The sequence below is a fragment of the Agrobacterium sp. 22-210-1 genome (genome assembly GCF_053522525.1).
On record NZ_JBNWCI010000005.1, the window covers coordinates 179,365 to 202,242 of the forward strand.

The 22,878-nt window shown below is 58.4% G+C and carries 24 protein-coding genes and 1 tRNA gene; 17 read left to right on the forward strand and 8 right to left on the reverse strand.

Annotated features, from left to right (window positions below):
• The first annotated feature begins 35 nt into the window (after nt 1-35).
• Entirely contained in the window at nt 36-920 is an 885-nt protein-coding gene (locus ACQZ5F_RS24700; RefSeq protein WP_225338012.1) for a DMT family transporter, read from the forward strand.
• A 29-nt stretch (nt 921-949) separates the two neighbouring features.
• On the opposite strand, the gene ACQZ5F_RS24705 is transcribed toward ACQZ5F_RS24700, so the two are convergent.
• Together ACQZ5F_RS24705 and rocF are read right to left on the reverse strand one after the other, a co-directional pair.
• Entirely contained in the window at nt 950-2,005 is a 1,056-nt protein-coding gene (locus ACQZ5F_RS24705; RefSeq protein ID WP_225338011.1) for an ornithine cyclodeaminase, read from the reverse strand.
• Between the two features lie 13 nt (nt 2,006-2,018).
• Nucleotides 2,019-2,939 carry an arginase gene (gene rocF, locus ACQZ5F_RS24710; RefSeq protein ID WP_448731121.1) on the reverse strand — a complete coding sequence of 307 codons (921 nt, stop codon included), beginning with the start codon at nt 2,937-2,939 and terminating at the stop codon, nt 2,019-2,021.
• Nucleotides 2,940-3,069: 130 nt separating this feature from the next.
• Here rocF and ACQZ5F_RS24715 point away from each other — a divergent pair, with 130 nt between their 5' ends.
• The 4 genes from ACQZ5F_RS24715 to ACQZ5F_RS24730 all read left to right on the forward strand — a co-directional run bounded on the left by ACQZ5F_RS24715 (nt 3,070) and on the right by ACQZ5F_RS24730 (nt 5,894).
• Nucleotides 3,070-3,507 (forward strand): Lrp/AsnC family transcriptional regulator, encoded by a 438-nt coding sequence (locus ACQZ5F_RS24715; RefSeq protein WP_225244757.1) that lies wholly within the window; start codon nt 3,070-3,072, stop codon nt 3,505-3,507.
• Nucleotides 3,508-3,629: 122 nt separating this feature from the next.
• Nucleotides 3,630-3,703 (forward strand) — tRNA-Gln (locus ACQZ5F_RS24720).
• A gap of 263 nt (nt 3,704-3,966) precedes the next feature.
• A complete protein-coding gene (locus ACQZ5F_RS24725) occupies nt 3,967-5,136 on the forward strand; it encodes an SH3 domain-containing protein (RefSeq protein ID WP_225338010.1) in 1,170 nt (389 codons plus the stop codon).
• Nucleotides 5,137-5,537: 401 nt separating this feature from the next.
• A complete protein-coding gene (locus tag ACQZ5F_RS24730) occupies nt 5,538-5,894 on the forward strand; it encodes a hypothetical protein (RefSeq protein ID WP_448731120.1) in 357 nt (118 codons plus the stop codon).
• A 660-nt stretch (nt 5,895-6,554) separates the two neighbouring features.
• On the opposite strand, the gene ACQZ5F_RS24735 is transcribed toward ACQZ5F_RS24730, so the two are convergent.
• From ACQZ5F_RS24735 to bioB, 5 genes are read right to left on the reverse strand one after another with little or no spacing between them, the layout of a single operon-like run.
• Nucleotides 6,555-7,541: a beta-ketoacyl-ACP synthase III gene (locus ACQZ5F_RS24735; protein ID WP_052820982.1), complete on the reverse strand. Its 987-nt coding sequence runs from the start codon at nt 7,539-7,541 to the stop codon at nt 6,555-6,557.
• Nucleotides 7,542-7,586: 45 nt separating this feature from the next.
• Complete coding sequence (locus ACQZ5F_RS24740; protein WP_448731119.1) at nt 7,587-8,882, reverse strand: adenosylmethionine--8-amino-7-oxononanoate transaminase; 1,296 nt, start codon at nt 8,880-8,882, stop codon at nt 7,587-7,589.
• On the reverse strand, nt 8,879-9,517 hold the full coding sequence (bioD, locus tag ACQZ5F_RS24745) for a dethiobiotin synthase (RefSeq protein ID WP_225338007.1): 639 nt from the start codon (nt 9,515-9,517) through the stop codon (nt 8,879-8,881). Before bioD ends, ACQZ5F_RS24740 begins: the two co-directional genes overlap by 4 nt.
• Complete coding sequence (locus ACQZ5F_RS24750; RefSeq protein ID WP_225338006.1) at nt 9,514-10,659, reverse strand: 8-amino-7-oxononanoate synthase; 1,146 nt, start codon at nt 10,657-10,659, stop codon at nt 9,514-9,516. Before ACQZ5F_RS24750 ends, bioD begins: the two co-directional genes overlap by 4 nt.
• Nucleotides 10,656-11,675: a biotin synthase BioB gene (bioB, locus tag ACQZ5F_RS24755; RefSeq protein ID WP_046801629.1), complete on the reverse strand. Its 1,020-nt coding sequence runs from the start codon at nt 11,673-11,675 to the stop codon at nt 10,656-10,658. The genes ACQZ5F_RS24750 and bioB overlap by 4 nt, the downstream gene beginning before the upstream one ends.
• 231 nt (nt 11,676-11,906) lie before the next feature.
• Here bioB and ACQZ5F_RS24760 point away from each other — a divergent pair, with 231 nt between their 5' ends.
• From ACQZ5F_RS24760 to ACQZ5F_RS24770, 3 genes are all read left to right on the forward strand, one after another.
• A complete protein-coding gene (locus tag ACQZ5F_RS24760) occupies nt 11,907-12,353 on the forward strand; it encodes an acetyltransferase (RefSeq protein WP_225338005.1) in 447 nt (148 codons plus the stop codon).
• A gap of 99 nt (nt 12,354-12,452) precedes the next feature.
• Complete coding sequence (locus ACQZ5F_RS24765; RefSeq protein ID WP_225338004.1) at nt 12,453-13,352, forward strand: helix-turn-helix transcriptional regulator; 900 nt, start codon at nt 12,453-12,455, stop codon at nt 13,350-13,352.
• Between the two features lie 119 nt (nt 13,353-13,471).
• Nucleotides 13,472-14,404, forward strand: a complete 933-nt coding sequence (locus ACQZ5F_RS24770; RefSeq protein WP_225338003.1) for a hypothetical protein — start codon at nt 13,472-13,474, stop codon at nt 14,402-14,404.
• Nucleotides 14,405-14,452: 48 nt separating this feature from the next.
• On the opposite strand, the gene ACQZ5F_RS24775 is transcribed toward ACQZ5F_RS24770, so the two are convergent.
• Nucleotides 14,453-15,271, reverse strand: coding sequence for a phosphatase PAP2 family protein (locus tag ACQZ5F_RS24775; RefSeq protein ID WP_225338002.1), 819 nt, complete (start codon nt 15,269-15,271; stop codon nt 14,453-14,455).
• A gap of 171 nt (nt 15,272-15,442) precedes the next feature.
• On the opposite strand from ACQZ5F_RS24775, the gene ACQZ5F_RS24780 reads away from it, so the two are divergent.
• The 9 genes from ACQZ5F_RS24780 (at nt 15,443) to ACQZ5F_RS24820 (ending at nt 22,862) form a co-directional block, all read left to right on the forward strand.
• Entirely contained in the window at nt 15,443-16,141 is a 699-nt protein-coding gene (locus ACQZ5F_RS24780) for a response regulator (RefSeq protein ID WP_225338001.1), read from the forward strand.
• A complete protein-coding gene (locus ACQZ5F_RS24785; protein ID WP_225338000.1) occupies nt 16,138-17,295 on the forward strand; it encodes an ATP-binding protein in 1,158 nt (385 codons plus the stop codon). Before ACQZ5F_RS24780 ends, ACQZ5F_RS24785 begins: the two co-directional genes overlap by 4 nt.
• Nucleotides 17,296-17,436: 141 nt before the next feature.
• Nucleotides 17,437-18,432 (forward strand): DUF535 family protein, encoded by a 996-nt coding sequence (locus tag ACQZ5F_RS24790; RefSeq protein WP_225337999.1) that lies wholly within the window; start codon nt 17,437-17,439, stop codon nt 18,430-18,432.
• Nucleotides 18,433-18,536: 104 nt separating this feature from the next.
• On the forward strand, nt 18,537-18,899 hold the full coding sequence (locus ACQZ5F_RS24795; protein ID WP_052820967.1) for a hypothetical protein: 363 nt from the start codon (nt 18,537-18,539) through the stop codon (nt 18,897-18,899).
• Nucleotides 18,900-18,985: 86 nt separating this feature from the next.
• On the forward strand, nt 18,986-19,210 hold the full coding sequence (locus tag ACQZ5F_RS24800; protein ID WP_046801620.1) for a hypothetical protein: 225 nt from the start codon (nt 18,986-18,988) through the stop codon (nt 19,208-19,210).
• Nucleotides 19,210-20,670, forward strand: coding sequence for a TolC family protein (locus ACQZ5F_RS24805; protein ID WP_052820965.1), 1,461 nt, complete (start codon nt 19,210-19,212; stop codon nt 20,668-20,670). Before ACQZ5F_RS24800 ends, ACQZ5F_RS24805 begins: the two co-directional genes overlap by 1 nt.
• A gap of 14 nt (nt 20,671-20,684) precedes the next feature.
• A complete protein-coding gene (locus ACQZ5F_RS24810; protein WP_225337998.1) occupies nt 20,685-22,043 on the forward strand; it encodes a multicopper oxidase family protein in 1,359 nt (452 codons plus the stop codon).
• Nucleotides 22,044-22,077: 34 nt separating this feature from the next.
• Complete coding sequence (locus ACQZ5F_RS24815; RefSeq protein ID WP_046801994.1) at nt 22,078-22,557, forward strand: cupredoxin domain-containing protein; 480 nt, start codon at nt 22,078-22,080, stop codon at nt 22,555-22,557.
• A gap of 20 nt (nt 22,558-22,577) precedes the next feature.
• Nucleotides 22,578-22,862, forward strand: a complete 285-nt coding sequence (locus ACQZ5F_RS24820; RefSeq protein ID WP_225337997.1) for a copper-binding protein — start codon at nt 22,578-22,580, stop codon at nt 22,860-22,862.
• Nucleotides 22,863-22,878 lie beyond the last annotated feature (16 nt).

A 22,878-nucleotide genomic window follows, 5' to 3' on the forward strand; every position in this document is an offset into this window, starting at 1 on the left:
CTTTTGCTGGCAAGCAGCCGGACAGCGATTTTTTCATGCCATCACCCAAGACCGGTTTTCTTTATGCGCTTGTCGCCTTCACGATCTTTGCGGCGCAGGATGGCATCTCGAAACATCTGGGCAGCGCCTATCCGCCCGTCTTCATCGCCATGCTGCGATACTGGGCCTTTGCCGTCTTCGTTCTGTTGATGGCCGCAAGGTCATCGGGCGGCATCCGGGGTGCCGTCATGGCCAACCGTCCCTGGCTGCAGATCGGTCGCGGTGTTCTGCTGGCGGTACAGATCGTTTTTTCGATCTTCTCCTTTGCCATTGTCGGGCTGGCGCACAGCCACTCCATCATCGCTTCCGCGCCGCTCATCGTCGCCGCACTTTCCGTACCCTTGCTTGGGGAAAAGGTCGGCTGGCGGCGCTGGTGCGCCATTTTTGTCGGCTTCATCGGTGTTCTCGTCATCCTGAAGCCCGATGGCGAAGGTTTCGACAACAGCCTGATCATCACTTTCATCGCCGCCTTCATGCTGGCGCTTTACGGCGTGCTCACCCGCCTCGGCAGCAGGAGCGATACCGCGATGACGAGCTTTTTTTATACCGGCGTCGCCGGTGCAGCGGCACTGACGCTGGTGGGTCCGTTCTATTGGGTCAGCCTCGAACCCTATGACTGGGGATGGATGCTGGCGCTCTGCATTACCGGCATGAGCGGTCATTATTGCCTGATAAAAGCGTTCGAACTGGCGGATGCAGCTTCCGTGCAGCCTTTCTCCTATTACCAGCTCGTGCTCGTCTCTATCATTGGTGTCACCATCTATGGTGAGATCGTGACATCAAATATGGTTCTGGGCGCAGCAATCGTCATTGCCGCCGGCCTCTTCACCATCTGGCGGGAACATGTGGTCGGCCGAAAGAAAAGCGGGGGAGCCGGCTGAGAGCCTGCGCCACCTTAAATCTGTCCTCTTCAGGCGAGAGCCGCCTCACAACGCAGCAACATGCCGAACAGATCGCGCGGCTCATCCGGATCAGCCAGGAGATCCAGCTCCGCATAAAGACCGGTGCCCGGCAGTTTTGAGCGCACGTAACGCAGCGCCGAGAAATCCTCGGTCGCAAAGCCGACGCTGTCGAACAGGGTGATCTGCCTATTGCCCGCCCGGCCCTGTTTTTCGCCGGCAATGACCTGCCATAACTCGGTCACGGGATAATCCTCCGGCAATTGCTGGATTTCACCTTCAATGCGCGTCTGCGGCGGATATTCGACGAAAATATCGGAGCGAAGCAGAATATCCCGGTGCAGTTCCGTCTTGCCCGGGCAATCGCCGCCGACAGCGTTGATGTGAATGCCGGGGCCGACCATGTTGTCGGTCAGGATCGTCGCATATTGCTTGTCAGCGGTGACTGTCGTGATGATATCCGCGCCTTCCACCGCCTCCTCAGCGCTATCGCAGATTTCGATGGCGAAACCCTGTCCGCCAAGATTGCGGGCGCATTTTTCGCTGGCGGACCGGTCGATATCAAAAAGCCGCAGCGTATCAATGCCGAGAATAGCCTTGAAAGCCCGCGCCTGAAATTCGCTCTGAGCACCGTTACCGATGATGGCCATGGAACGGGAATTGGGGCGGGCAAGGTATTTCGCGGCAACGGCCGAGGTGGCGGCAGTGCGCAGCGCCGTCAGGATCGTCATTTCAGTCAGAAGCAACGGATAACCATTGCCGACATCGGAAAGCACGCCGAAGGCCGTTACCGTCTGACGGCCTTCCTTCATGTTCTTCGGATGGCCGTTGACATATTTGAAGCCGTACAGCGCGCCGTCGCTGGTCGGCATCAGCTCGATAACGCCCTCCTTCGAATGTGAGGCGATACGCGGCGTCTTGTCGAAGCTCTTCCAGCGGCGGAAATCCTCCTCCACCACATCGGCAAGCTCACGCAGGAAGGTGTCGATTCCCACCCGCAGCACGAGCTTCATCATATGGTCGACGCTGACGAAGGGAACGATATTGAGATTCGGTATCACGGTCATCGCATCACCCCTTTCAGCCAGCGCGTGTCGGGCGGTCCATGACCCGCTTGCCCATCAGGCTTGCGGCGAGATCGACCATCAGCGTCGCCGTCCTGCCGCGCTCATCGAGAAACGGGTTGAGTTCCACCAGATCGAGACTGCAGACCAGCCCGCTATCATGCAGCATTTCCATCACCAGATGCGCTTCACGGAACGTCGCGCCGCCCGGAACGGTAGTGCCGACGGCAGGCGCAATGGATGGCTCGAGAAAATCGACATCAAGACTGACATGCAGCAGGCCGTTTGCCGCCTGAACGCGGGCGAGAAATTCGCGCAGCAGAACCGCAACGCCGTGCTCGTCTATCGAGCGCATGTCGTGAACGGTGATGCCGCTCTTTTCCAGCGCCGCCCTTTCAGCGGGATCGACGCTTCGGATACCGATCATGCCGATATTTTCTTCCGGCACGGCGTGGGACAGCGGCGGAAAATAACCGGCAAACCCCTCACGGCCGCTGAAATAGGCAACGGGTGTGCCATGCAGATTACCGCTGCGTGTCGTCTCCAGCGTGTGATAATCGGTATGGGCATCGAGCCAGAGCACAAAAAACGGCCGGCCCGTCTCGGCCACCCGCCGCGCCATGCCAGCCACCGTTCCCGCCGAAATCGCATGGTCGCCGCCAAGAAAGATCGGCACGGCATCCGCACTTTCGCGATAGGCCGCCTCCGTCAGCGCCTCTGTCCAGGCCACGGTTTCCTCCAGATGATGCACGGCCGGATTGGGGTGACGAAATTCCTTAAGCGGCGCCGGCGCCACATTGCCGGTATCGACCACCCGGTGCCCCAGATCCTCCAGCGCGCGCACGAGACCGGCGATGCGATAGGCGCTCGGTCCCATTTCGCATCCCAATTGCCCCGCTCCGATTTGCAGAGGTGCACCAATAAGCCTGATATTCATTCCCGTCCTCGCTTTCCCAACCAGCAACATCACTAAACCACAGAGACATGGCGGATTGAACATCAAATATTGGCAAGATTATCGAAATGAATTATCAATCTGGCAAAATCACTTTATCAAAATGGTAATCATGGATAATCTCGACGAAAGGCTCGTCACCCTTTTGCGTCACAACGGCAGACGCAGCATTTCCGATCTGGCTTTGGAGACGGAAACCTCGCGCGCGACGGTTCGCTCCCGCATCGAAAGAATGGAAAATGACGGCTCCATCATCGGCTACACCGTCATTCTGCGGGCCGATGCGGTGGAAGCGGCGATCCGCGGCATTATGATGATCGAGATTGAAGGCCATGTGACGGACCGCGTCATCCGCACCCTTGGCGGCTTCCCGGAAATATCCGAAATCCACACCACCAACGGCCGCTGGGACCTGATCGTAGAGCTCAACGCCGCCACACTCAGCGATTTCGACGCCGTGCTGCGCCGCATCCGCCTGGTGCCCGGCATCACTGGCAGCGAGACCAGCCTGCTGCTTTCCACCCCGCGCTCCACCCGCGCAAGGCTCTGATCCCGGGATGAAACGCAAAAGAGGGGTGAAAACGCATTTTTCGATTTTTTCGACTTGCGCCCCGGCATAAATCATCTATATGACGACCCACCAAAGCGAACGCGCCACGCGCTTCACGCTTTTGGGGAATAGTTCAATGGTAGAACAGCGGACTCTGACTCCGTCGATCTTGGTTCGAATCCAGGTTCCCCAGCCAATCTCTTTTCAGATAAAAAATCAATGGCTTAGGCATGGCCGCGTACCTCAGGGCGTACCGCGTTATGTACCTCAGCCCTTAGGTCTCCGCTTAAACGCCAACTCACTCTGCTTACACTCTTCGCCACCTGCCCTTACAATGGCTGGTAGAGGTGACTTTTCTGGAACCCAGCGATATCCAACTCATGAATTTGGGTTTCACCACTAGCTCAACACGCACGGCTGAATATACTAGTCGAGGGCATCTTAAGGGTAGTGCAGCACATGAAAACGGCGTCTTGTTTCGCGGTGACTTTTGCGTCCGTGTATTTCTTGCTGAGCAACCCCGCCTCCGCTCTCACATTTTCTGTCGAGCCTGTGGATGCCGGAAAATCCATCATACTTGTATCGGGGGTGTTCGAGCCTTCTGAGAATTTCGGCCAGTTTTTGCAATTAGCTAAAAGCGTTGGCGACAAAGCCGCGATAGTCAGCTTCAATTCTCCCGGGGGAAACCCGTCTAAAGCGATAGAACTGGGCCGCCTCATCCGTACCCTTGGCCTCCCCACATTTCAGTCGCGGGGCCTTGAGTGTGCTTCCGCGTGTGCTCTCGCATTCATGGGCGGCGTATTCCGGGCGGCAGAAACTGGATCGATAGGCGTACATAAGTCATCATTCTCGGACGCTGCCGCAATTTCGGTCGAAGACGCAGTGTCATACATACAGCATCAAACAGCCGAGACCATAAGCTATTTGTCTGAGATGGGAGTCGATCCAGCCCTGCTGCAATTGTCTCTCCGGTACGAAAAAGACGATATGCGCTATCTTTCGAAGAGCGAAATGGCTCAATATCGCGTCACGAATTTGGATTTGAGCAGTGGAACTCCTTCAGAGCAGAGGTTGGCGGCTGCCGATAAAGGCGACAATCGGGAAAGCAAGGCTCTGCCAAGCTCTAGGATTGCGGACGACGATGCACGCTTCCAAATTCCCTTGGCGAGAAGCGGGCTTCTACGCGTTCCTAAAGGGAAAGAGTTCTTGAGGGCGGGAGAGGATCAATCCTCGGAGAAGCTTCTTGGATTACAGAACCGGGACCGCGTAGAGATTCTGTCGGTTGGTGAGCGATGGTACAAGGTGCGGACGAAAGGCAAGGAGGGATACCTGCACCACAATTGGGTAAAAGTGGATCAATTTCTGGCCCAGCCCTTCGAGAACCGATACATCCAAATCAAGAGCTTCGATAATTACGCAGAGGCAGCCGCCTTTGTGGCTTCATCTCGCCTCCCTCTAACCGCCTATCTCGCCGCGAATAAGTGGTACGCAGTTGCCCTTCAAAAGAGCTTACCGCCAGAGAAGGCGGCGGAACTACTCAAGCAGTTGAAAGAGGAAAAGGCGGTTCCAGATGACGCCTTCATGACGGTCGGCAACACGTATGTTAAGAGCGTGTGTTGCGTAGACTAAGGTAGCCTCTGCAGATAGTGCAGTCGCCCGCCTTACCGGCAAGGAAAAGGCCACGGTGTTGCTTACCGTGACCTTTTATCTAACCCTCTAGTGAAGGGGCCTCACAGCCTATAGTGTGGGTGTCTGAAGAATAGCTGCTTGCACTTTATCCTGCAAGCCGTCCGCTATTCTTAGCTGTGTCTGTCCGGAAAATTCGATCCACACCGGAACGTGCGGTCTGCCAAAGCTGTCAGGGACATTGGCCGAAAACTCGGCCGATCTCAGACGGAGCGGGCACTTCGAGCTTCTTGACCGTTCGCTCTTCGTAAATGTCCGGTTAACTGCTTTTCCAAGCGTGGGATGGTATCTCACGTGTCTCGGGCGCTAGAGTAACAACTTCGGCGTGAAAGGGTGGGCTTTTAATGCGTGTGATTGTTTTGCTTTTGGTCGGGGCTATTGCGACGCCGAGCTATGGCCAAGGTTCAGTGGAACTTGGACCCAATTCAAATGAGCATCCTTTCCAGTGTGGGGCGGCCTTTGCGATCATGGCAAAGGTCTACAAGGAAGCTGGAGACGCCAAGAAGTCCGCAGACTACCAAACAAAATTCGACAAGCTGGCTGCTCAGGCAGAAGGCATTTTCGAAAAATCTTATCGATCCCAAAGCGATGCAGAAGCCTATATGCAAAAGCATGTAGATTCCTTGGCCGCTGTCGCTGAGAAAGACGCCACACTTATAATAAATTTTACCCAACATTGCGACCAGCGCTTTCCCAGTTAGGTGGGGCGGCATTCTGCGGTTTCTCGGCTGGATATCGTGAGCGTAGAGTTGGTGTTGATGTCTACAATCTGGTTCATTGTTCGAGACCTGCTAAGCGCCCTCACGGGTGCGCGACAGAAAACCTATCCACGCGTCACACTGATTTCCAGAACCCTTTCAATCACCTACTGACAACCCACTTACGCGTGAATACAAACCATTGAAAAATAATGATTTTTACTATTGACGTCAGAATCTCGTTGGAGTCTAAGCGTCATCGTTCTGGCCGGGACAACGCAAATCAACTCCATTTTCGAGACGCCATCACATGAAAATCAAGCTCCCTTTAATCGGCCTTTCCGTTGAAATCGTTTGCCGCCTTCCCGGTGCGTTTTACATCTTCACCCCTAACCACGAATTCGCGTGGAGCCGGGAGGACTGGTACCAGTGGCCGTCTGGGAAGTGGCGGCACTGGGTTGTTGAGCGTCGATAGCATTCAGCTCAAATCTGAGCGCTACCCCTCTCACGCCATCCACGGCCCCGTTAGCGAAATCAAATTAGTTTTTTCAATATCAAATAGTTGACTGCGTACCCTCTTAGGGTCCAGGTTCTCCAGCCAATTTCTTCAAATAAAATCAAACATATACGCGCCGGCTTTTCGTTCTGCGCACTGCCACCGGGCTAATCCCGATAAACAATTGCCCCCCCGGTCAAACCGGCTCCTGCGGCGGTGAGCAATAACGTCTCGCCCTTTGCGATACGCCTTTCCGCATTGGCAACGGAGAGCGACAGCGGAATGGTCGCGGCGGAAGAATTGCCGAAGCTCTCCACCGTGCGGACGGTTTTCTGCCGGTCGATGCCGAGATTGCCGCAGACGGCATCGAACATGCGGGCATTGGCCTGATGGGGCACGAAACGGTCAATATTGGTAGCTGACAGCTCCGCCTGTTGCAGCACACGCTGTGAGGTTCGGGTCATCAGCGCCACGGCGCGGGAGAAAACCTCGCGGCCGTCGCGCATCGTCATCAGCGTATCCTCGGTGGGCGTATCCGCAGAGAACGGCTGGCTGCTGCCGCCTGCGGCTATCTGGATCAGATCGTAACCGCCGCCATCAGATCGCAGGTCGGCGGACAGAAGGCCACGCCGCGCCTCGTGGCACGGTCTAAGCACGACTGCCCCGGCTGCATCGGCAAAAAGGACAGCGCTTGCCCTTTCCTGAAGATTGATGCGGCGGCTCAGAATATTGGCCGCGACGACAAGCACGGCGCGACCATGGGTGCGGACAAATCCATCGGCAAGGGTGAGCGCATAAAGAAAGCCGGAACAGGCGCCGGCGAGATCGATGCCGCCCGATTGCGTCAGGCCCAATCGATGGGCAAGCAGCGGAGCGGAAGGCGGCAGAAGATGGTCCGGTGTGGAGGTCGCCAGCAATGTCAGCGCGACATCGTCAGGGGCGATTTCCGCATCTTCCAGCGCCATGCGGCCAGCCTCGGTGGCAAGGCCGCTCAGGGTATCGCCCTCTTCCGCCCAATAGCGCTTGAGAATGCCGGTTCGCCGCTCGATCCAGCCGGTCTCCAGCCCCAGGCGCACCTCTATCTCGTCATTGCCGACGCACCGCCCCGGAACGGCATGTCCAAAGCCGGCCATGCGCGAAGAAAGTGTCTGCATTGTCTGGTCTTTCAAGAGTGTTCAGGAGGCTGCGGATATCCGGTGTCACACCATCCCGGGCACAGGTGTTTTTATGCGAGCGGTTTCGGTGACGATCGAGGCCACTTCATCGATGGCGTCGAAGGCATGGCCCAGATCGTCTGGTGCCGCACAATAGGGGGGCATCAGATAAACAACGTTGCCGAGCGGGCGGATGACAAATCCCCGCTCCCGAAACAGGCGCCGCATACGCGGCCCGAATTCGGCGAGATAACCACCGGAAGGCACCACGAGATCGAGCGCGGCTATGGTTCCCGCCTGCCGGATATTGGTAAAACGTCCGTCATCCGCAAAGCGCCGCAGATGGTCTCCCAGCATCTGTTCCAGTTGCCCGATACGCTGCGCCACCGGCTCATCCCGCCAGACCTGAAGATTGGCGACGGCGGCGGCGCATGCGATCGGATTGGCGGTGTAGGAACTCGAATGGAAAAATGTCTTATGGCGGTCGGTCGAAAAATGCGCATCGAAGAGAGCGCCGCTGCACAGCGTGGCCGCCAACGGCAGGGAGCCGCCGGTAAGGCCCTTCGACGTGCACAGGATATCCGGAGAAATTCCGGCCTGCTCACATGCGAAAAGGCTTCCCGTCCGGCCCCAGCCGGTCATCACCTCATCGGCAATGAACAGGCAGCCATGGCGTTCGGCGATCTGCTTCAGCCCGGCCAGAACATCCGCGCCATACATCTTCATGCCGCCGGCGCCGAGCACCAGCGGCTCGATCAACAGGGCGGCGACACGGCCTGAGCGGCAGAAATGTTCAAACATGTCGAGGGTGGCCTGCCCGCTGCCCGCTTCTGGAAAAGCCAGCCGATCGACACCGAAGAGCAGCGGCTCGTAAGCGGCATTGAACACGCCACGTTCACCGGTGGACATGGTGCCGATCGTATCGCCATGATAGCCATGCTCCATCACCACGATGCGATCGCGCTTTTCTCCGCGGTTATGGAAATAACCGAGCGCCATTTTCAGCGCCACTTCCACCGCAGTTGAACCGCTATCGGAGTAAAACACGTGTTCCAGCCCGGCGGGCGCAATGTCGACCAGCCCTTTTGCCAGCTCTTCGGCAGGCTCGTGCGAAAATTCCGCAAAAATCACCTGATCGAAGGCCGCCGTCGCGGCGCGGATGGCGGCCATGATCGCCGGATGCCGGTGACCATGGGTGATGACCCACCAGGATGAAATCGCATCGAACAGCCGAGTGCCATCCTCATCGACCAGATAGGCACCTTGCGTGGACACGATGCGTTTCATCGGCGGCTCCAGCCCGTGCTGGGTGAAGGGATGCCAGATGGGCGAACGGCTCATGCCGTAACCTCCAGAAAATCGGCAGGATTGAATTGTTGAGCGAAAGCCTGATGCAGCGCTCCGGCGGTCATCTCAGGCAGACGCGGCAGACGGCCGAGTGCACGAACTCGGCCGATATCGGAGATGATGCGCTCATTTTCCGCATTCTCGTCACCGATGAAAACCAAACCATGCACCGGAATGCTCCGTAACCGCAGCGCTTCAAGCGACAGCAGCGTGTGGTTGATGGTGCCAAGCGCAGTTCTGGCGCACAGGATCAGCGGGATTTGCCAGTGGGCGAATATATCGGCGAACAACAATCTTTCGGTCAGCGGCACCAGAAGCCCGCCCGCCCCTTCAATTACCAGCGGCCCCTTCGTTTCCGGCGGTTGCAGGAGTGTGGGATCGATCGTCACATTGTCGAGACGGGCTGAAAGATGCGGCGATGCCGGTATTTTGAGGCGATAGGCTTCCGGCAGGATACGGGCGCGCGGCACACCACCCAGCCGTTCCACCGTCTCGCTGTCGGTCTCCTCCTCCAGCCCGGATTGGACCGGCTTCCAATAGGAAGCCTGCAAGGCGTGGGTCAACGCCGCGGCAAAAACTGTCTTGCCGATGCCGGTATCGGTGCCTGAAATGACGAAACGAAGGCTCATGCCCGCTCCTCCTTCAATGCGAAGGCAAGCAGCCCGACCATATCGGCAATCTGGCTCTCATCCACATTCAGCGTGATGGAAAGACGCAGGCGCGCCGTTCCTTCCGGCACCGTCGGCGGACGGATCGCCCGCACGTCAAAACCACCTTCGCGCAGGCGCGCAGCTATGCCGAGCGAACGGGCATTGTCGCCGATCATGACCGGCATGATCTGCGAACCGCTCGGCATGACCCCGAGCCGTGAGCGTAGCTCTTCGCCGGCAAAATTTACCAGCGCCGCCAACCGCGACCGCCGCCAGGCTTCATCAGCGACGATCCGCAAGGCTTCCCGTACCGCCGCCGCCATCAGCGGCGAAGGTGCCGTGGAATAAATGAAGCCCCGGGCGCGGTTGATGAGGTATTCGGCCAGAACCGCCGGCAGGCTCAAGACTGCGCCGGAAAGGCCCAGCGCCTTGCCGCAGGTGTGCAACGCCACCACATTGCCCCGCCCTTCCAGCTCCGCGGCAAGACCATGGCCGCCAGGCCCGAAAACGCCGGTGGCATGCGCCTCATCGACCACAAGAAAACCGCCATGCCGTTCGGCAAGGTCCGCGAGCGCCGCAAGCGGCGCCCGGTCGCCATCCATGGAATAAAGGCTCTCAACCGCGATCCACGGCCGTCCACGACCACCAGCGTGTCGCCAGCGGTTTATTTCCCGTTCGAACGCCTCGACCTTGTTATGTGACACGGCGAGCGCCTCTGCCTTGCCGGTCGCAATACCATCATGCGCGCTGGCATGGATCAGCGCATCGTAGAGCACAAGATCGTCCCGCAGCGGCAAGGTGGAAAAAAGCGCGACATTGGCGGCAAAACCGCTGGCGAAATAGATCGTTTTTTCCGCCCCGAAAAATGCTGCCGCCTCCACCTCCAACGCCTCATGTTCCGGGTGGTTGCCGCGCAGCAACCGTGAGCCGCCCGCGCCGACCGGTACACCCCTCTCGATTGCTTCGGTAATCGCTGCCTTCAGCCGGGGCGCATCGGCAAGTCCGAGATAGTCGTTGGAGGTAAAATCGATCCCCTGTTGGGGAACGAGCGCCCGTAGCCGCGATTTGCGGTGCAGGCCGGCAAGTTTCACCTCGTAAGCGGAGAGCGCCGATGCGTTCACCGGCCCTCTCCTGACTGCGCAGGCTGCAACTCCATCGGCTTCAGACCCAGACGCCGGAACAGTGCCGTATCATGATCCTCACCCGGATTATCGGCCGTCAGCAACGTTTCACCGACGAAAATGGAATTGGCCCCGGCCAGAAAACAGAGTGCCTGCGTTTCGTCGCTCATCTCGGTGCGCCCGGCGGAAAGCCGCACATGCGAACGCGGCATCAGGATTCGTGCCAGCGCAATGGTGCGGACGAAATCGATCGGGTCGACAGGATCGGCATTGGCGAGCTTCGAGCCGGGGATCGGGATGAGCATGTTGATCGGCACGCTCTCCGGCGGCACCGGCAGTCCGGCAAGCGTCACCAGCATCGAAATACGATCCTCGACCGTTTCCCCCATGCCGAGAATACCGCCGGCACAGACCTTGATACCCGCATCGCGGACATTGGCGAGCGTTTCCAGCCGATCCTCGAAAGTGCGGGTGGTGATGATCTGCGAATAAAAGCGCTCGGACGTATCAACATTGTGATTGTAATAATCGAGCCCGGCATCGGCCAGCCGTTCGGATTGCTCCGGCGTCAGCATGCCGAGTGTCATGCAGGTCTCCATACCCAGCGCCTTGACGCCCTCAACCATGGCCACCACGGCCTCCATGTCGCGCTCCTTGGGGTTGCGCCAGGCCGCGCCCATGCAATAACGCGTCGCCCCACCTTCCTTCGCCTTGCGCGCCTCCGCCAGCACCCGCTCCACTTCCATGAGCTTGGAGGCCTTCAGACCCGTCGGGTTGCGGGCCGACTGGCTGCAATAGCTGCAATCCTCAGGGCATCCCCCCGTCTTGATGGACAACAACCTGCTCATCTGGATGGCATTGGCATCGAAATGGCGGCGATGCACCTGTTGGGCTTGAAAAAGCAGATCATTAAACGGTAAATTATAGATAATTTTCGCTTCTTCGAGTGCGGAACTTGCCTCGATCACGGGAAGTGCAGCCTGATTTCGAGCGGTTTGCGCAATTATCTGATCCATTTGACAGCCTCTCCTTCAAAATAAATAGATAGAACTTCTTTTTATCTATTTTTTTTATCTCCGTCTTTGCAAGTGCTTTTTTTGGGAAAATTCTCAACGCCGTAAATCTGGCTGGACGGCGAAGCTGAAATCACCCGCTTTCGCTGCGGAAATCATCAACTGCAAAGGTGCGCGAAAAAGATCCAGGCGGTCCCCATGGCGTGAAAAGGTCGCAATTGCTAAGGGTGGGACATGATCACACTTCGCCCCTCCACCAACCGCGACACAACCCGCATCCTCGACATATGGAGCCGGGCCGTCGACGCCACCCACGGCTTCCTTCTTCCGACGGATCGCGCCGCGATCGGTGAGGAAGTCGAAGCCTTTCTCCCGCAAATGCCCCTGATGCTTGCGGTCAATCTTTCGGATTACCCGCTCGGCTTCATGTTTCTGCATGAAGGGCACATGGAGGCGCTTTTCATCGATCCGGATCACCACGGCAAAGGCATAGGCAAGGCGCTGGTGCAGGCGGCCATCGCCACGCATCCCGGGCTGACCACCGATGTCAATGAACAGAACATCGAGGCCATGGGCTTTTACTGTAAGCTGGGTTTCGAGCCGACAGGGCGCTCCGATCTTGACGGACAGGGGCGGCCCTACCCGCTCGTTCATCTTCGATTTCGCGCAACAGAAAAATAGGCTGCCGGGATCGTCGGGGAGGATCAGGCCACGAATACCATCATCCGTTTCGCAACCGACGATTTCCAGCCCGAGCACCGCTTCGACCAATGGCGCGAGGTGCGCGGCAAAAGCCTGTTTGGCGTCACGATCGAGCTTGCGCGGGATCGCCGCCACAGCTTTCAGGGGTCATTTCAGGCGCGCGCCATCGCCAACGCCGTCGTGAGCGAGATGCACGCCTCCTCCTACCGGGTGGATCGTACGGAAGCCGACATTGCCCGCATTGCCGGCGACAGCCTCTGTATCGGCCTGCAAGTCAGGGGTTCCGGATTGCTATATACGGGCAGGGACCGGGTTCATGCCGTCGGCGGCGGTGATATCACCATCAACCACTCGGATCTGCCTTATGCCGGCATACCGGGTGGCGAAGATCATTTTCATTTCCGGATGCTCAAAATCCCTGTCGATTACGAGGTTATGCTCGGCCAGACAGCCTATGATCTGTTTGCGGCCCGTTATACGGATAATGCCGCCTTCTCGCGGCCGTTCCGGGCCCTCTTCAACGCGCTGAATGCCGACCATGGCCGGCTCATCGATCCCGCCCGCGATGTGACCCACATCACCCGGCTTGCGATGACGGCGCGCGGACGGCTTTCTCCCGCCATGCCGGAGGTGCGCGCCGCCCTTCGCACCGGGCTTTGTTATGCGGCCCAGGACATCATGATGCGGAAAAAATCCCGCCAAAACCTGACGCCCGCCGCAGTGGCGAAGGAACTGGGAATTTCGCTCCGGCAATTGCACGTCGTGTTCGAGGGCGCGGAACTGTCATTTTCCCGCACCCTGTCGTCCATGCGGATCGAGGAGGCAAAACGGCTGCTGCTGGAATTTCCCGCTTTGCCAATCACGCAGATTGCGCATGGCTGCGGCTTCGACAGCCTCGCCACCTTCTACCGGGTGTTTGCCGCCGCCTACGGCATGGCGCCGGGCGACGCCCGCGTCATGGGCCTGCCTGCGGTTTAAAATTTCGCCTCTGCGCGCAATGAGAAGACGCCTCATCCCCGCCCCTGTAAGGCCCATGGATCGTTCAATCCAGACGCCTCCAAAGAGAGGTGATGCCGGCGATTCGAGGAGCGCGCGCCATGACCAATTTTTTCGATTTTGCGATTTCCCGGCTGCCGGATGCCGCAGTGATAGGCAGCAGGCCACCACTGAACGAAATCGACGCGCTGGTTCAAACCGCTTCTTTCACAGCCGCGTTGCGCCTGTTGGCCGGGGGCTTCATAAGCCTTTATGAAGGCTCCCCCGAGATGACCGCGCTTTTCGCGACACGCCAGAGCCGGCTTCTGTGCCACGCGCTGGTGGCGCTTTATTTCCAGAAGCGCAGCATCTGCGAGGCTGAAACGGGGGAACCCTTCCTGACCCGCGATGATTTTGCGCAACTGGCGCTGAAAAACGGCCTCGCCAGCCACGAGATCGCCTATACCTTCTTCAAAGAGGCGCTGAAACGCGGGCTGACGAGACCGGTGACACAATCCGACAGCGACAGGGTCGATGGCATAGCGCCTTCACCATTGACGCTGGCGATGCTCACCCATTGGTACGACGTCCATTTTCAGGCGCTGGACCTTATCGACGAGGGGTTGAGGGCCTCACGCTTCATCGCACGCTCCGAAACCATGCTCGCACATATCCATCCTCGCGTGGCACAGGCGCTGCTATCCAATCCGGAGGTGCGCTGCCCCGGCCCGCTTTCCATCATCTTCAACTGGTTCGATGCCGGCGGCTTGCTGATGGACCGGCTGATTGCCGGTATCGACTGGGAAAACCCTCTTGAACATGGCAGGCACCTGACGGATGTGAAGACGGCCTCACAACTGGCGCAATCGCTTTCATTGTCGCGAACCCATGTCAGCCGCAAACTTGCGGCGGCCGAAATGATCGGTGGCATCGGCTGGAGCGGGCGGCGAGGCCGTTCCGCCATCTGGATCTCACAGGGTTTTTACGAGGAATACGCCCGCACACAGGCACGCAAGCTGCTCATTCTCGACGATGCCTTCATGGAGATTTTCTAGAGCCCCCAGCCCTGTGATTGCGGTGCCAACCAAAGCCCCGAACCGGCTTTATTGTTCTGCAATGTGCCGGTTTCTGTTGGCTTTGCGCGAGAAGGCAGCGTCAATCGTCTCGCGATATTTCGTGAACGGCCGATGCAGCAACAGAAACACTGCAAGCATCAATGGCCAGGCGATCAGGACATCGGAGAGGAAGTGAGCGCCCATCGCAACCCTGTTCAGGGAAAAAATCATGATGAACGGCATCAGGACCGCGGCTCCGACGAGGCGGAATTTTTTCGGCAAGAGGATGATGAAAGCCAGCAGGGCGATGGCGGAAGCACTTTCGCCTGATGGAAATGAGCAATTGCGGAGACAGGTGCCTTCAAGCGAGAGAACGGGCGTAAAAAACAGCTCTCCCCCGAAATCGCCTAGGTGGCGCGGTCTGGCCCGACCGAACAGGTTTTTCACGACATCGACGGTCGCGCCCGGTCCGAGTACATAAAAAGTGAGAATAAGCAGCAATTGGTGAGGGCGAAAATTGCGCTGCAAGCCGGCAGAGAATGGGCGGACGAGAAGTATGGAAACAAGCCCGGATAACAGAAGAGCTGGGAGCGCGCGGTTCAGATCTCGGACAGAAAGCAGGAACGCATCCTCACCGTGACGGAAGCCATCGGTCCAAAACCCACGGCTGACATCAAGATCGATATCCGGCCAGGCGGTGAAGAAAAGCATCATCGCGAGCGCAACCGCAAGAGCCAGAAGAGATGGCTTGCGGACAGCACGTGCAAAAGCCTGGCACACGCCGTGGATGGGGTTCGAGCGAAGTTTCGACCTCTTGGGCCAATTCGGTGCATTTTGATTGGTTTTACGGAGGAGATACTGGTGCATGACCGGCTCTCTTCCGCAGAAATGTCAAGCCTTTGCGGAGAAACACCCAAGAGCGTGAGGAAAACAGCTCCCACGGCCGATATCTCACACGGGAACCCTTGCCCGATGCGTCACGCCGGCTTAGCGTCCCGGTATTAACGCGGCTTATATACGTAAAATTGCAGGTTCAGCATGGACAGAGGGCTCATTCTCATCGTCGAAGACGATCCCGACATCATGCAGATTCTGGACGCCTACCTCATTCGCGATGGATACAGAACCGTCAGGGCGGGCGATGGAGAAACGGCGATCACGCATTTCTCCATGCTGAGACCGGATCTCATTCTTCTCGACATTCGTTTGCCCAAGCTCGACGGCATCGACGTATTGACACGCATCCGGCGCGAGAGGGATACACCGGTCATCATGGTGACCGCCCTTGCGGAAGATATGGACAAGCTGACCGGCCTGCGTCTCGGTGCCGACGACTACATCATCAAGCCTTTCAATCCGCAGGAAATAATCGCGCGGGTGAATGCCGTCTTGAAGCGCACGCGACAGCCGGCTGGTGCCAGCATCCTGCGTTTCGGCGCCATCGAAATCGATACAGAATCCTATATAGCGGCGGTTTACGGCGAGGCGGGCAGAACCATCCTGCCCCTGACGCTCAGCGAATTCAGAATACTTGCCCATATGACGCGGCGTCCCACCCATGCGTTTCAGCGTGCAGATATTCTCGACGCCTGTTTGCCGGAAAGCGACGCGCTAGCGCGCACGATTGACACGCACATCGCCAATCTGCGCAAGAAACTGACGGATCATGGTGCTCGCGGCTATCTGGTCTCGGTACGCAGCATTGGCTATCGGCTTGCCGGGGAGCAGAAACCATGAGGTTCCGGCGCCTCAGTCTCAGCACGATGACGGCGATCACCATTACCACGATGCTCGTCTTCGCCGTTGCAATGATCTATTACGGCGTGTCCTGGTATGCGGACAACATTCAGGAACGCGCGATTGCCGGGCTGTCGCCGGGCGCCGCCAAAGCCTTCTCGGACATAGATCGCGGCGTGATGCCGGACCTGCAGCAGTTCCAGGCGCTTCTCGACGTTTTGCCCCATGTGCAGAGCGCAGGCGATGACGAGCTCGTCGCATCGGTGTTCGTCTTCGGGCTGGCCGGCGTGCTGCTGTGCAGTCTGCTCGGCTATATCATTTCCCGGCGCATTGCCGCGCCATTGCAGGAACTGACCGTGGCGGCCCAGCGCATGGCGGCTGGCGACTTCAGCAGCGGCGAAAAGGTCAAGGCAAACCGTATCGTCGAGATCGTCTTCCTCGTCGACAGTTTCGACAGCCTGAAACAGGAGCTGCAGATGATGGAGCGCCGCCTGAAATTCAATACGATGGCGGTTGCCCATGAACTACGCACCCCACTCACCATCCTGCAAGGCCGCCTACATGGCATTGCGGATGATATCTTTCCCCTCGACAAGCAGGCCATTCGTCACCTCATCGTTCAGGTGGAAGGGCTGGCGCGTCTGGTGGATGATCTGCGTACACTCTCTCTGGCGGAAACCAACAGTCTCGTGAAAGACATCGGGCCACTTGATCTCGCAGCCGAATGCGCGGCGGTGGCGGAGGCAGCGCGGCCCCTCCTGGAGGAGGCCGGTATCTGTCTCAACCTGTCACTGGATCCGGCTCCCGTTCAGGGCGATCGCCAACGTCTTCGGCAGCTGCTTCTTGTCCTGATCGACAATGTACGCCGTTATGCGGCAGGCGGAAAAAGTCTGCGCTGTTCAACCGGCATTCGGGAAGGACGTCCCTTCATCGCCATCGAAGACAGGGGACCGGGTTTTCCACCCGGCGTCGAGGCGCACGGCATCGAACTCTTCTGGCGCACGGAACCATCACGCGCCCGCACCACGGGAGGTACGGGGCTCGGCTTATCAATCGCCCGCGCCATTGCGCAGGCGCACAATAGCGACATGCAGATCGCGGCCGGGCAGGATGGCGGAACGATCGTGACAATCCTCTTCAAGACAACCTCTTGAAAAGCTGGCGCTTATCGTCTTTTTTTCCCTGTACAGGGGGCGATCCGGGCTTAGCGCAAGCTCCACTGTTTCTCGACACAATCTTCACAAATCCGGCGCATGCAACGGCTGCAACATCCATGCTCGCCGGAAGCCAAACCTATGCCGCACACCAACGATGCCGCCATTCAGGCAGAAAAATTTCCGGCAACGGACGATCTGCAGAAGGCATCGGGCACAACCGAATTCACCTTGTTCTGGCCCATCATGACCTTCGTCGGGCGCGCGCACTGGAAGCGGGCGGTCCTTTTCTGGATGCGCTTTGCCGCCAATCCCGTCGTCACCTTTCGGTGGTGGCAGTTTCTGGCCGCCTTTTCGGCAAAGCGGAAACTGCCGCCGCCCCATGATGAATTGCTGCAGAAACCGCTGTCGAAGTTTCTTGTCGGCGAAATTTCCCAGCAGAGACGACTGCTTTTTCTCGTGGAGAACTTCATAGTCGCGGACCGTCATTTTACGAAGGCCGTCATGAGTGGGCTCTGGGCAGGAAAGACCCTGGAGATGGGCATCGTTCATGGCCGAAAGGATGACTACCAGTGCACCCTTGCTCTCGCGGATTGTTGCGGCGGCCGGCACGAGGGCGCTTTTGCAGTCCGCTTGGTGCGCAACCGCGACGAGGCCGTTCTGTGGACCGCAAAGTTCATTTTTCTGGGGCAATACGGGCGAGACCACCATACGCTTGTCGTTGGAGGTATGCAGGGGCCGCGCGCCGCAAAAGATGAGATGGTGTCAGTCACGCGAGATCTTTGCGGGCTTCGCCCCAAGGAGGCGGTCCTGATGGTTCTGCAGGGCCTGATGCCCCAAAGCGCATGTGCCTATTTCGCCGTCGCCCGCGCCAGACACCCGATCCATTATCGCCGCGCCCGGCGGCAAAAAATGATGATTGCGGATATCGACGCTTTCTGGCGCGAACGCTCTGCGGAGCCGGACGAAACATTCGGTTTCAAGGTACCGGTCTCCAGTCTTGAGGGTGCTGACAAACGCAGCCGGATGAAGCTGTCTTTCTTTGATATCGGCAAGCGCTTTCTGGAAGGCGAACCCGGCAAGGGCGATCAGGATATTCCAACCCAAGCGGCAATCTCAAACGTGCTGGATCGGTAGAGCCCAACGCATTTTTTGATGGTTATGGGCGATACCCATTGACAAATCTCAGGACTGAGGCTCTGCTACAGCGCATGAATGGGATGTTGCGAGCATCGAAATTGATGGCCCTGTTGTTCAGACTGGTGATGGTAGTGTCACTGGCGGGCTACAGCGTTTCCACCGTCAATGCCGCAATGCATGCCGAAAACGACGTCCCGATCTCACAGATCGAAAACGACCATTCGTCAGGCCGGGGTCACCACGACGCCGCCGTTCAGGATCACGGCGACCACGCCGATCAACATGACCACGCCAGCAAGGAAAAATCGAAGAATTCCTGCTGCCAGGATTATTGTGGTGTCGCGGCCATTCCGTGCCCCTCCTCATCCCTGAACCATCCGACCGTCATTTCCCTGCGTGCGTTCATCGACGATACGCATGCTGCCGGTCTGGCACCTAAGCTTCAGCGCCCCCCTAATATCTGAATATCCGGAACCGCTTTGCGGGCTTTCCTGCACCTGCATGCGTGAGCGTGCTGGAGCAATCATGATCTTATTGCCGGATTTTCACCATGAAACGTTTGTTCCTGGTGGTTGCCCTGCCGCTTTTTGCGGGCGGATGCGCAGCCACCTTACCTGAAGTCGTCATATCGACCGACAGCCCCGACACTATGTCCAGCGTCAGGCCCATTCCCTATCAAAATCCGATCGGAGCTTACACGCACCGCGTTCCCGTCGATCCGAAACCCTGGCGTGGCCTGAACGATGCGCAGTCGCCAGCGAAGGGAGGCGCATGATGATCCCACGTCCTATCAGACTGATATCCTCCCTCCTGTTTCCCCTCATCGCGGCAGGCTGCGTTACGACTGATTATGCTGCCAAGGATGCGGGCTTTGCCGATGCAACGCTGAAAACCAGTGAGGCAACCGGCAAACAGACTGTCTGGGTTCAGAACCAGCAGCAGGCGCAGGTGGTGCGCGACCGCGTCAAGGCGCTGATGGCCAAAAAAACCATCGACGTCGAAACCGCTGTTCAGGTTGCATTGCTGAACAATAAGGGGCTGCAGGCGTCCTATGCGGATCTCGGAGACAGCGCCGCAGACGCCTGGCAGACGCAACTCTCCGTCTTTCCGACCTTTTCCGTCAGCCTGAACGGCATCGGAACGCCCGGGCTTGCCATGTATCGTGTCCTTGAAGGGGCCGTCACCGCCAATATTCTCGCCTTGGCGACCTATGACAAGAATATCAGCCTGGCGAATACGCGCTTCCGTCAGGCGCAGGTCAATGCGGCGATCGCCACCGTGTCGCTTGCTGCGGAAACCCGAAGGGCATGGATCAACGCCGTGGCCGCCTGGGAAAACGTCGCCTACCTCAACCAGGCGAAGGTCGCAGCCGACGCCTCTTCGGAACTTGCGAAAAAGATCGGTGAAGCGGGCTCGATGCCCAAGGCCAATCAGGCCCGCGAACATGTGTTCTATGCGGAACTGACGGGAGAAACGGCAAAGGCACGACTGGCAGCGAAACTCGCCAAGGAAGAGCTGATCCGGTTGATGGGGCTTTCCGGCACGGATGCCGAGTTCCAGATACCGAACCGGCTTCCTTCCTTGCCGAAGACCCTGATAGCGCGCAACGACATCGAGGCGGAAGCAATTCACAAACGCATGGATTTGCAGGTCGCCCGCCTCGAATTGCAGGCAACCGCGCAATCCTATCGCCTGGAAGACGCCACCCGCATCGTCACCGATATCGAGCTGGCAGGAAGCTGGGAGAAGGAACGCGAACGCGAGGACGGTGCCACCCGTTCGGACATTGCAAGAACCGGTTCGCTGTCCTTCACGATCCCGATCTTCGATTCCGGGCAGGCGCGTCTGCGCAAGGGCGAACTCGCCTATATGCGGGCGGCCAACCAGCTGGCCGGGCTGGCCGTCGACATCCGTTCGCAGGCCCGTTCCGCCCATCTGGCCTACAGGTCGAATTACGATATTGCGCGCCACTACCGCAACAATGTCCTGCCCCTGCGCAGCGCGATCGAGGAGCAATCGCTGCTGTCCTATAACGGCATGATTACCAGCACCTTCGAACTGATCGCCGATACCCGCGAAAAAATCGAATCCACCATCCTCGCAGTCAACGCCAAGCGCGACTTCTGGTTGGCCGAAGCCAACCTTGCCCCCGTCATCTATGGCGGAAGCACAGGCAGTGCCGCGGCCGAAACCGAAGTCGCGTCGGCCGAAGCGCCGGCAGGCGGCGGTCATTGAGAAAGGAAACGGGAATGTTCAGCAGAAGACAATTGCTTGGAGCAGGGGCCGCCGGCGCGGCGCTCGTATCCTCCAAAACCTGGGCGCAGACGTCCAATATGGGCCTGCCGGAAGCAGCCAGCATGGAAGGTGCTGCCACCCAGACGCCCACTCGTCCCTCTACCGGCCCGGATTACAACCCGGTCGTCACCCTCAACGGATGGACCCTGCCCTTCCGGATGAATAACGGCGTCAAGGAATTCCACCTCGTCGCCGAACCGGTGGAACGCGAGATGGCCGAGGGCATGACCGCCTATCTGTGGGGTTACAACGGCCAGTCCCCCGGCCCGACCATCGAGGCTGTGGAGGGCGACCGAGTACGTATCTTCGTCACCAATAAATTGCCCGAACATACGACGGTTCACTGGCACGGCATGATCCTGCCTTCAGGCATGGACGGTGTCGGCGGCCTGTCGCAACCGCATATTCCGGTCGGCAAAACCTTCGTTTACGAGTTCGATCTCGTGAAATCCGGCACCTTCATGTACCACCCGCATTCCGACGAGATGGTGCAGATGGCCATGGGGATGATGGGTTTCTTCGTTGTCCATCCCAAGAATCCGGCGTTCATGCCGGTGGACCGGGACTTCGTGTTCCTGCTCAGCGCCTTCGACATCGACCCGGGAAGTTATGTACCCCGTGTCATGGAGATGACCGACTTCAACCTCTGGACCTGGAACAGCCGGGTCTTTCCGGGCATCGATCCGCTGGTCGTGTCGAAAAACGACAGGGTGCGGGTGCGGGTCGGCAACCTGACCATGACCAACCATCCGATCCATATGCATGGTTACGACTTCGAGGTCACCTGCACCGACGGCGGCTGGGTGCGGCCCGAGGCCCGATGGCCGGAAGTCAGCATCGACATTCCCGTGGGCGCAATGCGCGCCTACGAGTTTGACGCCAAATATGAGGGCGACTGGGCGATCCATTGCCACAAGTCACACCACACCATGAATGCCATGGGTCACGAAATCCCGACATTCATCGGTGTCGACAAGAAGGAAGTCGCCAAGAAAATCCGGCAGATCCGCCCCGAATACATGCCGATGGGCACCGCCGGCATGGCTGACATGGCCGAGATGTCGATGGAGATACCCGAAAACACCGTGCCCATGATGACCGGCTGGGGTCCCCACGGCCCCATCGAAATGGGCGGCATGTTTTCGGTGGTGAAGGTCCGCGAAGGTATCTCCGCGGGCGATTACGCCGATCCGGGCTGGTATCAAAACCCGCCCGGCACACAGGCCTTTGAGTGGACGGGCAACCTGCCCGACGCACCCAAAGCCAAAGATGCAAGCACGCAGCCCCCATCGGCCCATTCGAACCATGGCTGATCGTCAACATTCCCAAACGATAGAGGAAAACATCATGAACACTGCAATTCTTGGCCTTGTGCTGGCAGCACTTGCGACCCCCGCTCTGGCGGCCGGTAGCCATGCCGGCGGACACAGCGAGGCCATGGCAGTCGGTGAGCCCGGCGATGCCACGAAAGTCACCCAGACCATCCGCGTCAGCATGAAAGAAACGGCGGATGGCAAGATGATCTTCACGCCCAACAACTTCAAGGTCCGCAAGGACCAAACCATCCGCTTCACCGTCAAGAACGAAGGCGAACTCGATCATGAATTCGTTCTCGATGAAGAAGCAAAGGTCATGGAGCACAAGGGGCTGATGGAAAAATTCCCCGAGATGGAACATGCCGATCCGAACGCCATCCGTCTGGCGCCCGGCAAGACGGGAGAAATTGTCTGGAGGTTCACCAATGACGGCGTCTTCAAGGTCGCCTGCCTTGTACCCGGACACTACGACGCCGGCATGCACGGCGATGTCACCGTTGCCAAGAAGTAAGCAAACAAGGAAACCGACCCATGAAAACAATCATCAACACCACACTCGCCGCAGCTCTCTTTCTCGCCTCTGCCGCCGGCGCCTTCGCGCAGGAATTCACCTCCGGCACGGTGAAGAAACTCGATACCAAGGCCAAAAAGGTCACGCTTATCCATGAGGAACTGAAAAACCTGGACATGCCGGCAATGACCATGGTCTTCGAGGTCAAGGACGAAGCCATGCTGGCGAAATTGCAGGAAGGCGCGAAAGTGCAATTCGTCGCCGAGCGGGTGAACGGCAAGCTGACCGTGACGCAGCTGAAATAACAGCGGCAGAACCTGC

Bases quoted from the DNA above. Each gene is read 5' to 3' on its own strand.
- ACQZ5F_RS24700 (WP_225338012.1), top strand. From the start codon at position 36: ATGCCATCACCCAAGACCGGTTTTCTTTATGCGCTTGTCGCCTTCACG.
- ACQZ5F_RS24705 (WP_225338011.1), bottom strand. From the start codon at position 2,005: ATGACCGTGATACCGAATCTCAATATCGTTCCCTTCGTCAGCGTCGAC.
- rocF (WP_448731121.1), bottom strand. From the start codon at position 2,939: ATGAATATCAGGCTTATTGGTGCACCTCTGCAAATCGGAGCGGGGCAA.
- ACQZ5F_RS24715 (WP_225244757.1), top strand. From the start codon at position 3,070: ATGGATAATCTCGACGAAAGGCTCGTCACCCTTTTGCGTCACAACGGC.
- ACQZ5F_RS24725 (WP_225338010.1), top strand. From the start codon at position 3,967: ATGAAAACGGCGTCTTGTTTCGCGGTGACTTTTGCGTCCGTGTATTTC.
- ACQZ5F_RS24730 (WP_448731120.1), top strand. From the start codon at position 5,538: ATGCGTGTGATTGTTTTGCTTTTGGTCGGGGCTATTGCGACGCCGAGC.
- ACQZ5F_RS24735 (WP_052820982.1), bottom strand. From the start codon at position 7,541: ATGCAGACACTTTCTTCGCGCATGGCCGGCTTTGGACATGCCGTTCCG.
- ACQZ5F_RS24740 (WP_448731119.1), bottom strand. From the start codon at position 8,882: ATGAGCCGTTCGCCCATCTGGCATCCCTTCACCCAGCACGGGCTGGAG.
- bioD (WP_225338007.1), bottom strand. From the start codon at position 9,517: ATGAGCCTTCGTTTCGTCATTTCAGGCACCGATACCGGCATCGGCAAG.
- bioB (WP_046801629.1), bottom strand. From the start codon at position 11,675: ATGGATCAGATAATTGCGCAAACCGCTCGAAATCAGGCTGCACTTCCC.
- ACQZ5F_RS24760 (WP_225338005.1), top strand. From the start codon at position 11,907: ATGATCACACTTCGCCCCTCCACCAACCGCGACACAACCCGCATCCTC.
- ACQZ5F_RS24770 (WP_225338003.1), top strand. From the start codon at position 13,472: ATGACCAATTTTTTCGATTTTGCGATTTCCCGGCTGCCGGATGCCGCA.
- ACQZ5F_RS24775 (WP_225338002.1), bottom strand. From the start codon at position 15,271: ATGCACCAGTATCTCCTCCGTAAAACCAATCAAAATGCACCGAATTGG.
- ACQZ5F_RS24780 (WP_225338001.1), top strand. From the start codon at position 15,443: ATGGACAGAGGGCTCATTCTCATCGTCGAAGACGATCCCGACATCATG.
- ACQZ5F_RS24785 (WP_225338000.1), top strand. From the start codon at position 16,138: ATGAGGTTCCGGCGCCTCAGTCTCAGCACGATGACGGCGATCACCATT.
- ACQZ5F_RS24790 (WP_225337999.1), top strand. From the start codon at position 17,437: ATGCCGCACACCAACGATGCCGCCATTCAGGCAGAAAAATTTCCGGCA.
- ACQZ5F_RS24795 (WP_052820967.1), top strand. From the start codon at position 18,537: ATGGCCCTGTTGTTCAGACTGGTGATGGTAGTGTCACTGGCGGGCTAC.
- ACQZ5F_RS24800 (WP_046801620.1), top strand. From the start codon at position 18,986: ATGAAACGTTTGTTCCTGGTGGTTGCCCTGCCGCTTTTTGCGGGCGGA.
- ACQZ5F_RS24805 (WP_052820965.1), top strand. From the start codon at position 19,210: ATGATCCCACGTCCTATCAGACTGATATCCTCCCTCCTGTTTCCCCTC.
- ACQZ5F_RS24810 (WP_225337998.1), top strand. From the start codon at position 20,685: ATGTTCAGCAGAAGACAATTGCTTGGAGCAGGGGCCGCCGGCGCGGCG.
- ACQZ5F_RS24815 (WP_046801994.1), top strand. From the start codon at position 22,078: ATGAACACTGCAATTCTTGGCCTTGTGCTGGCAGCACTTGCGACCCCC.
- ACQZ5F_RS24820 (WP_225337997.1), top strand. From the start codon at position 22,578: ATGAAAACAATCATCAACACCACACTCGCCGCAGCTCTCTTTCTCGCC.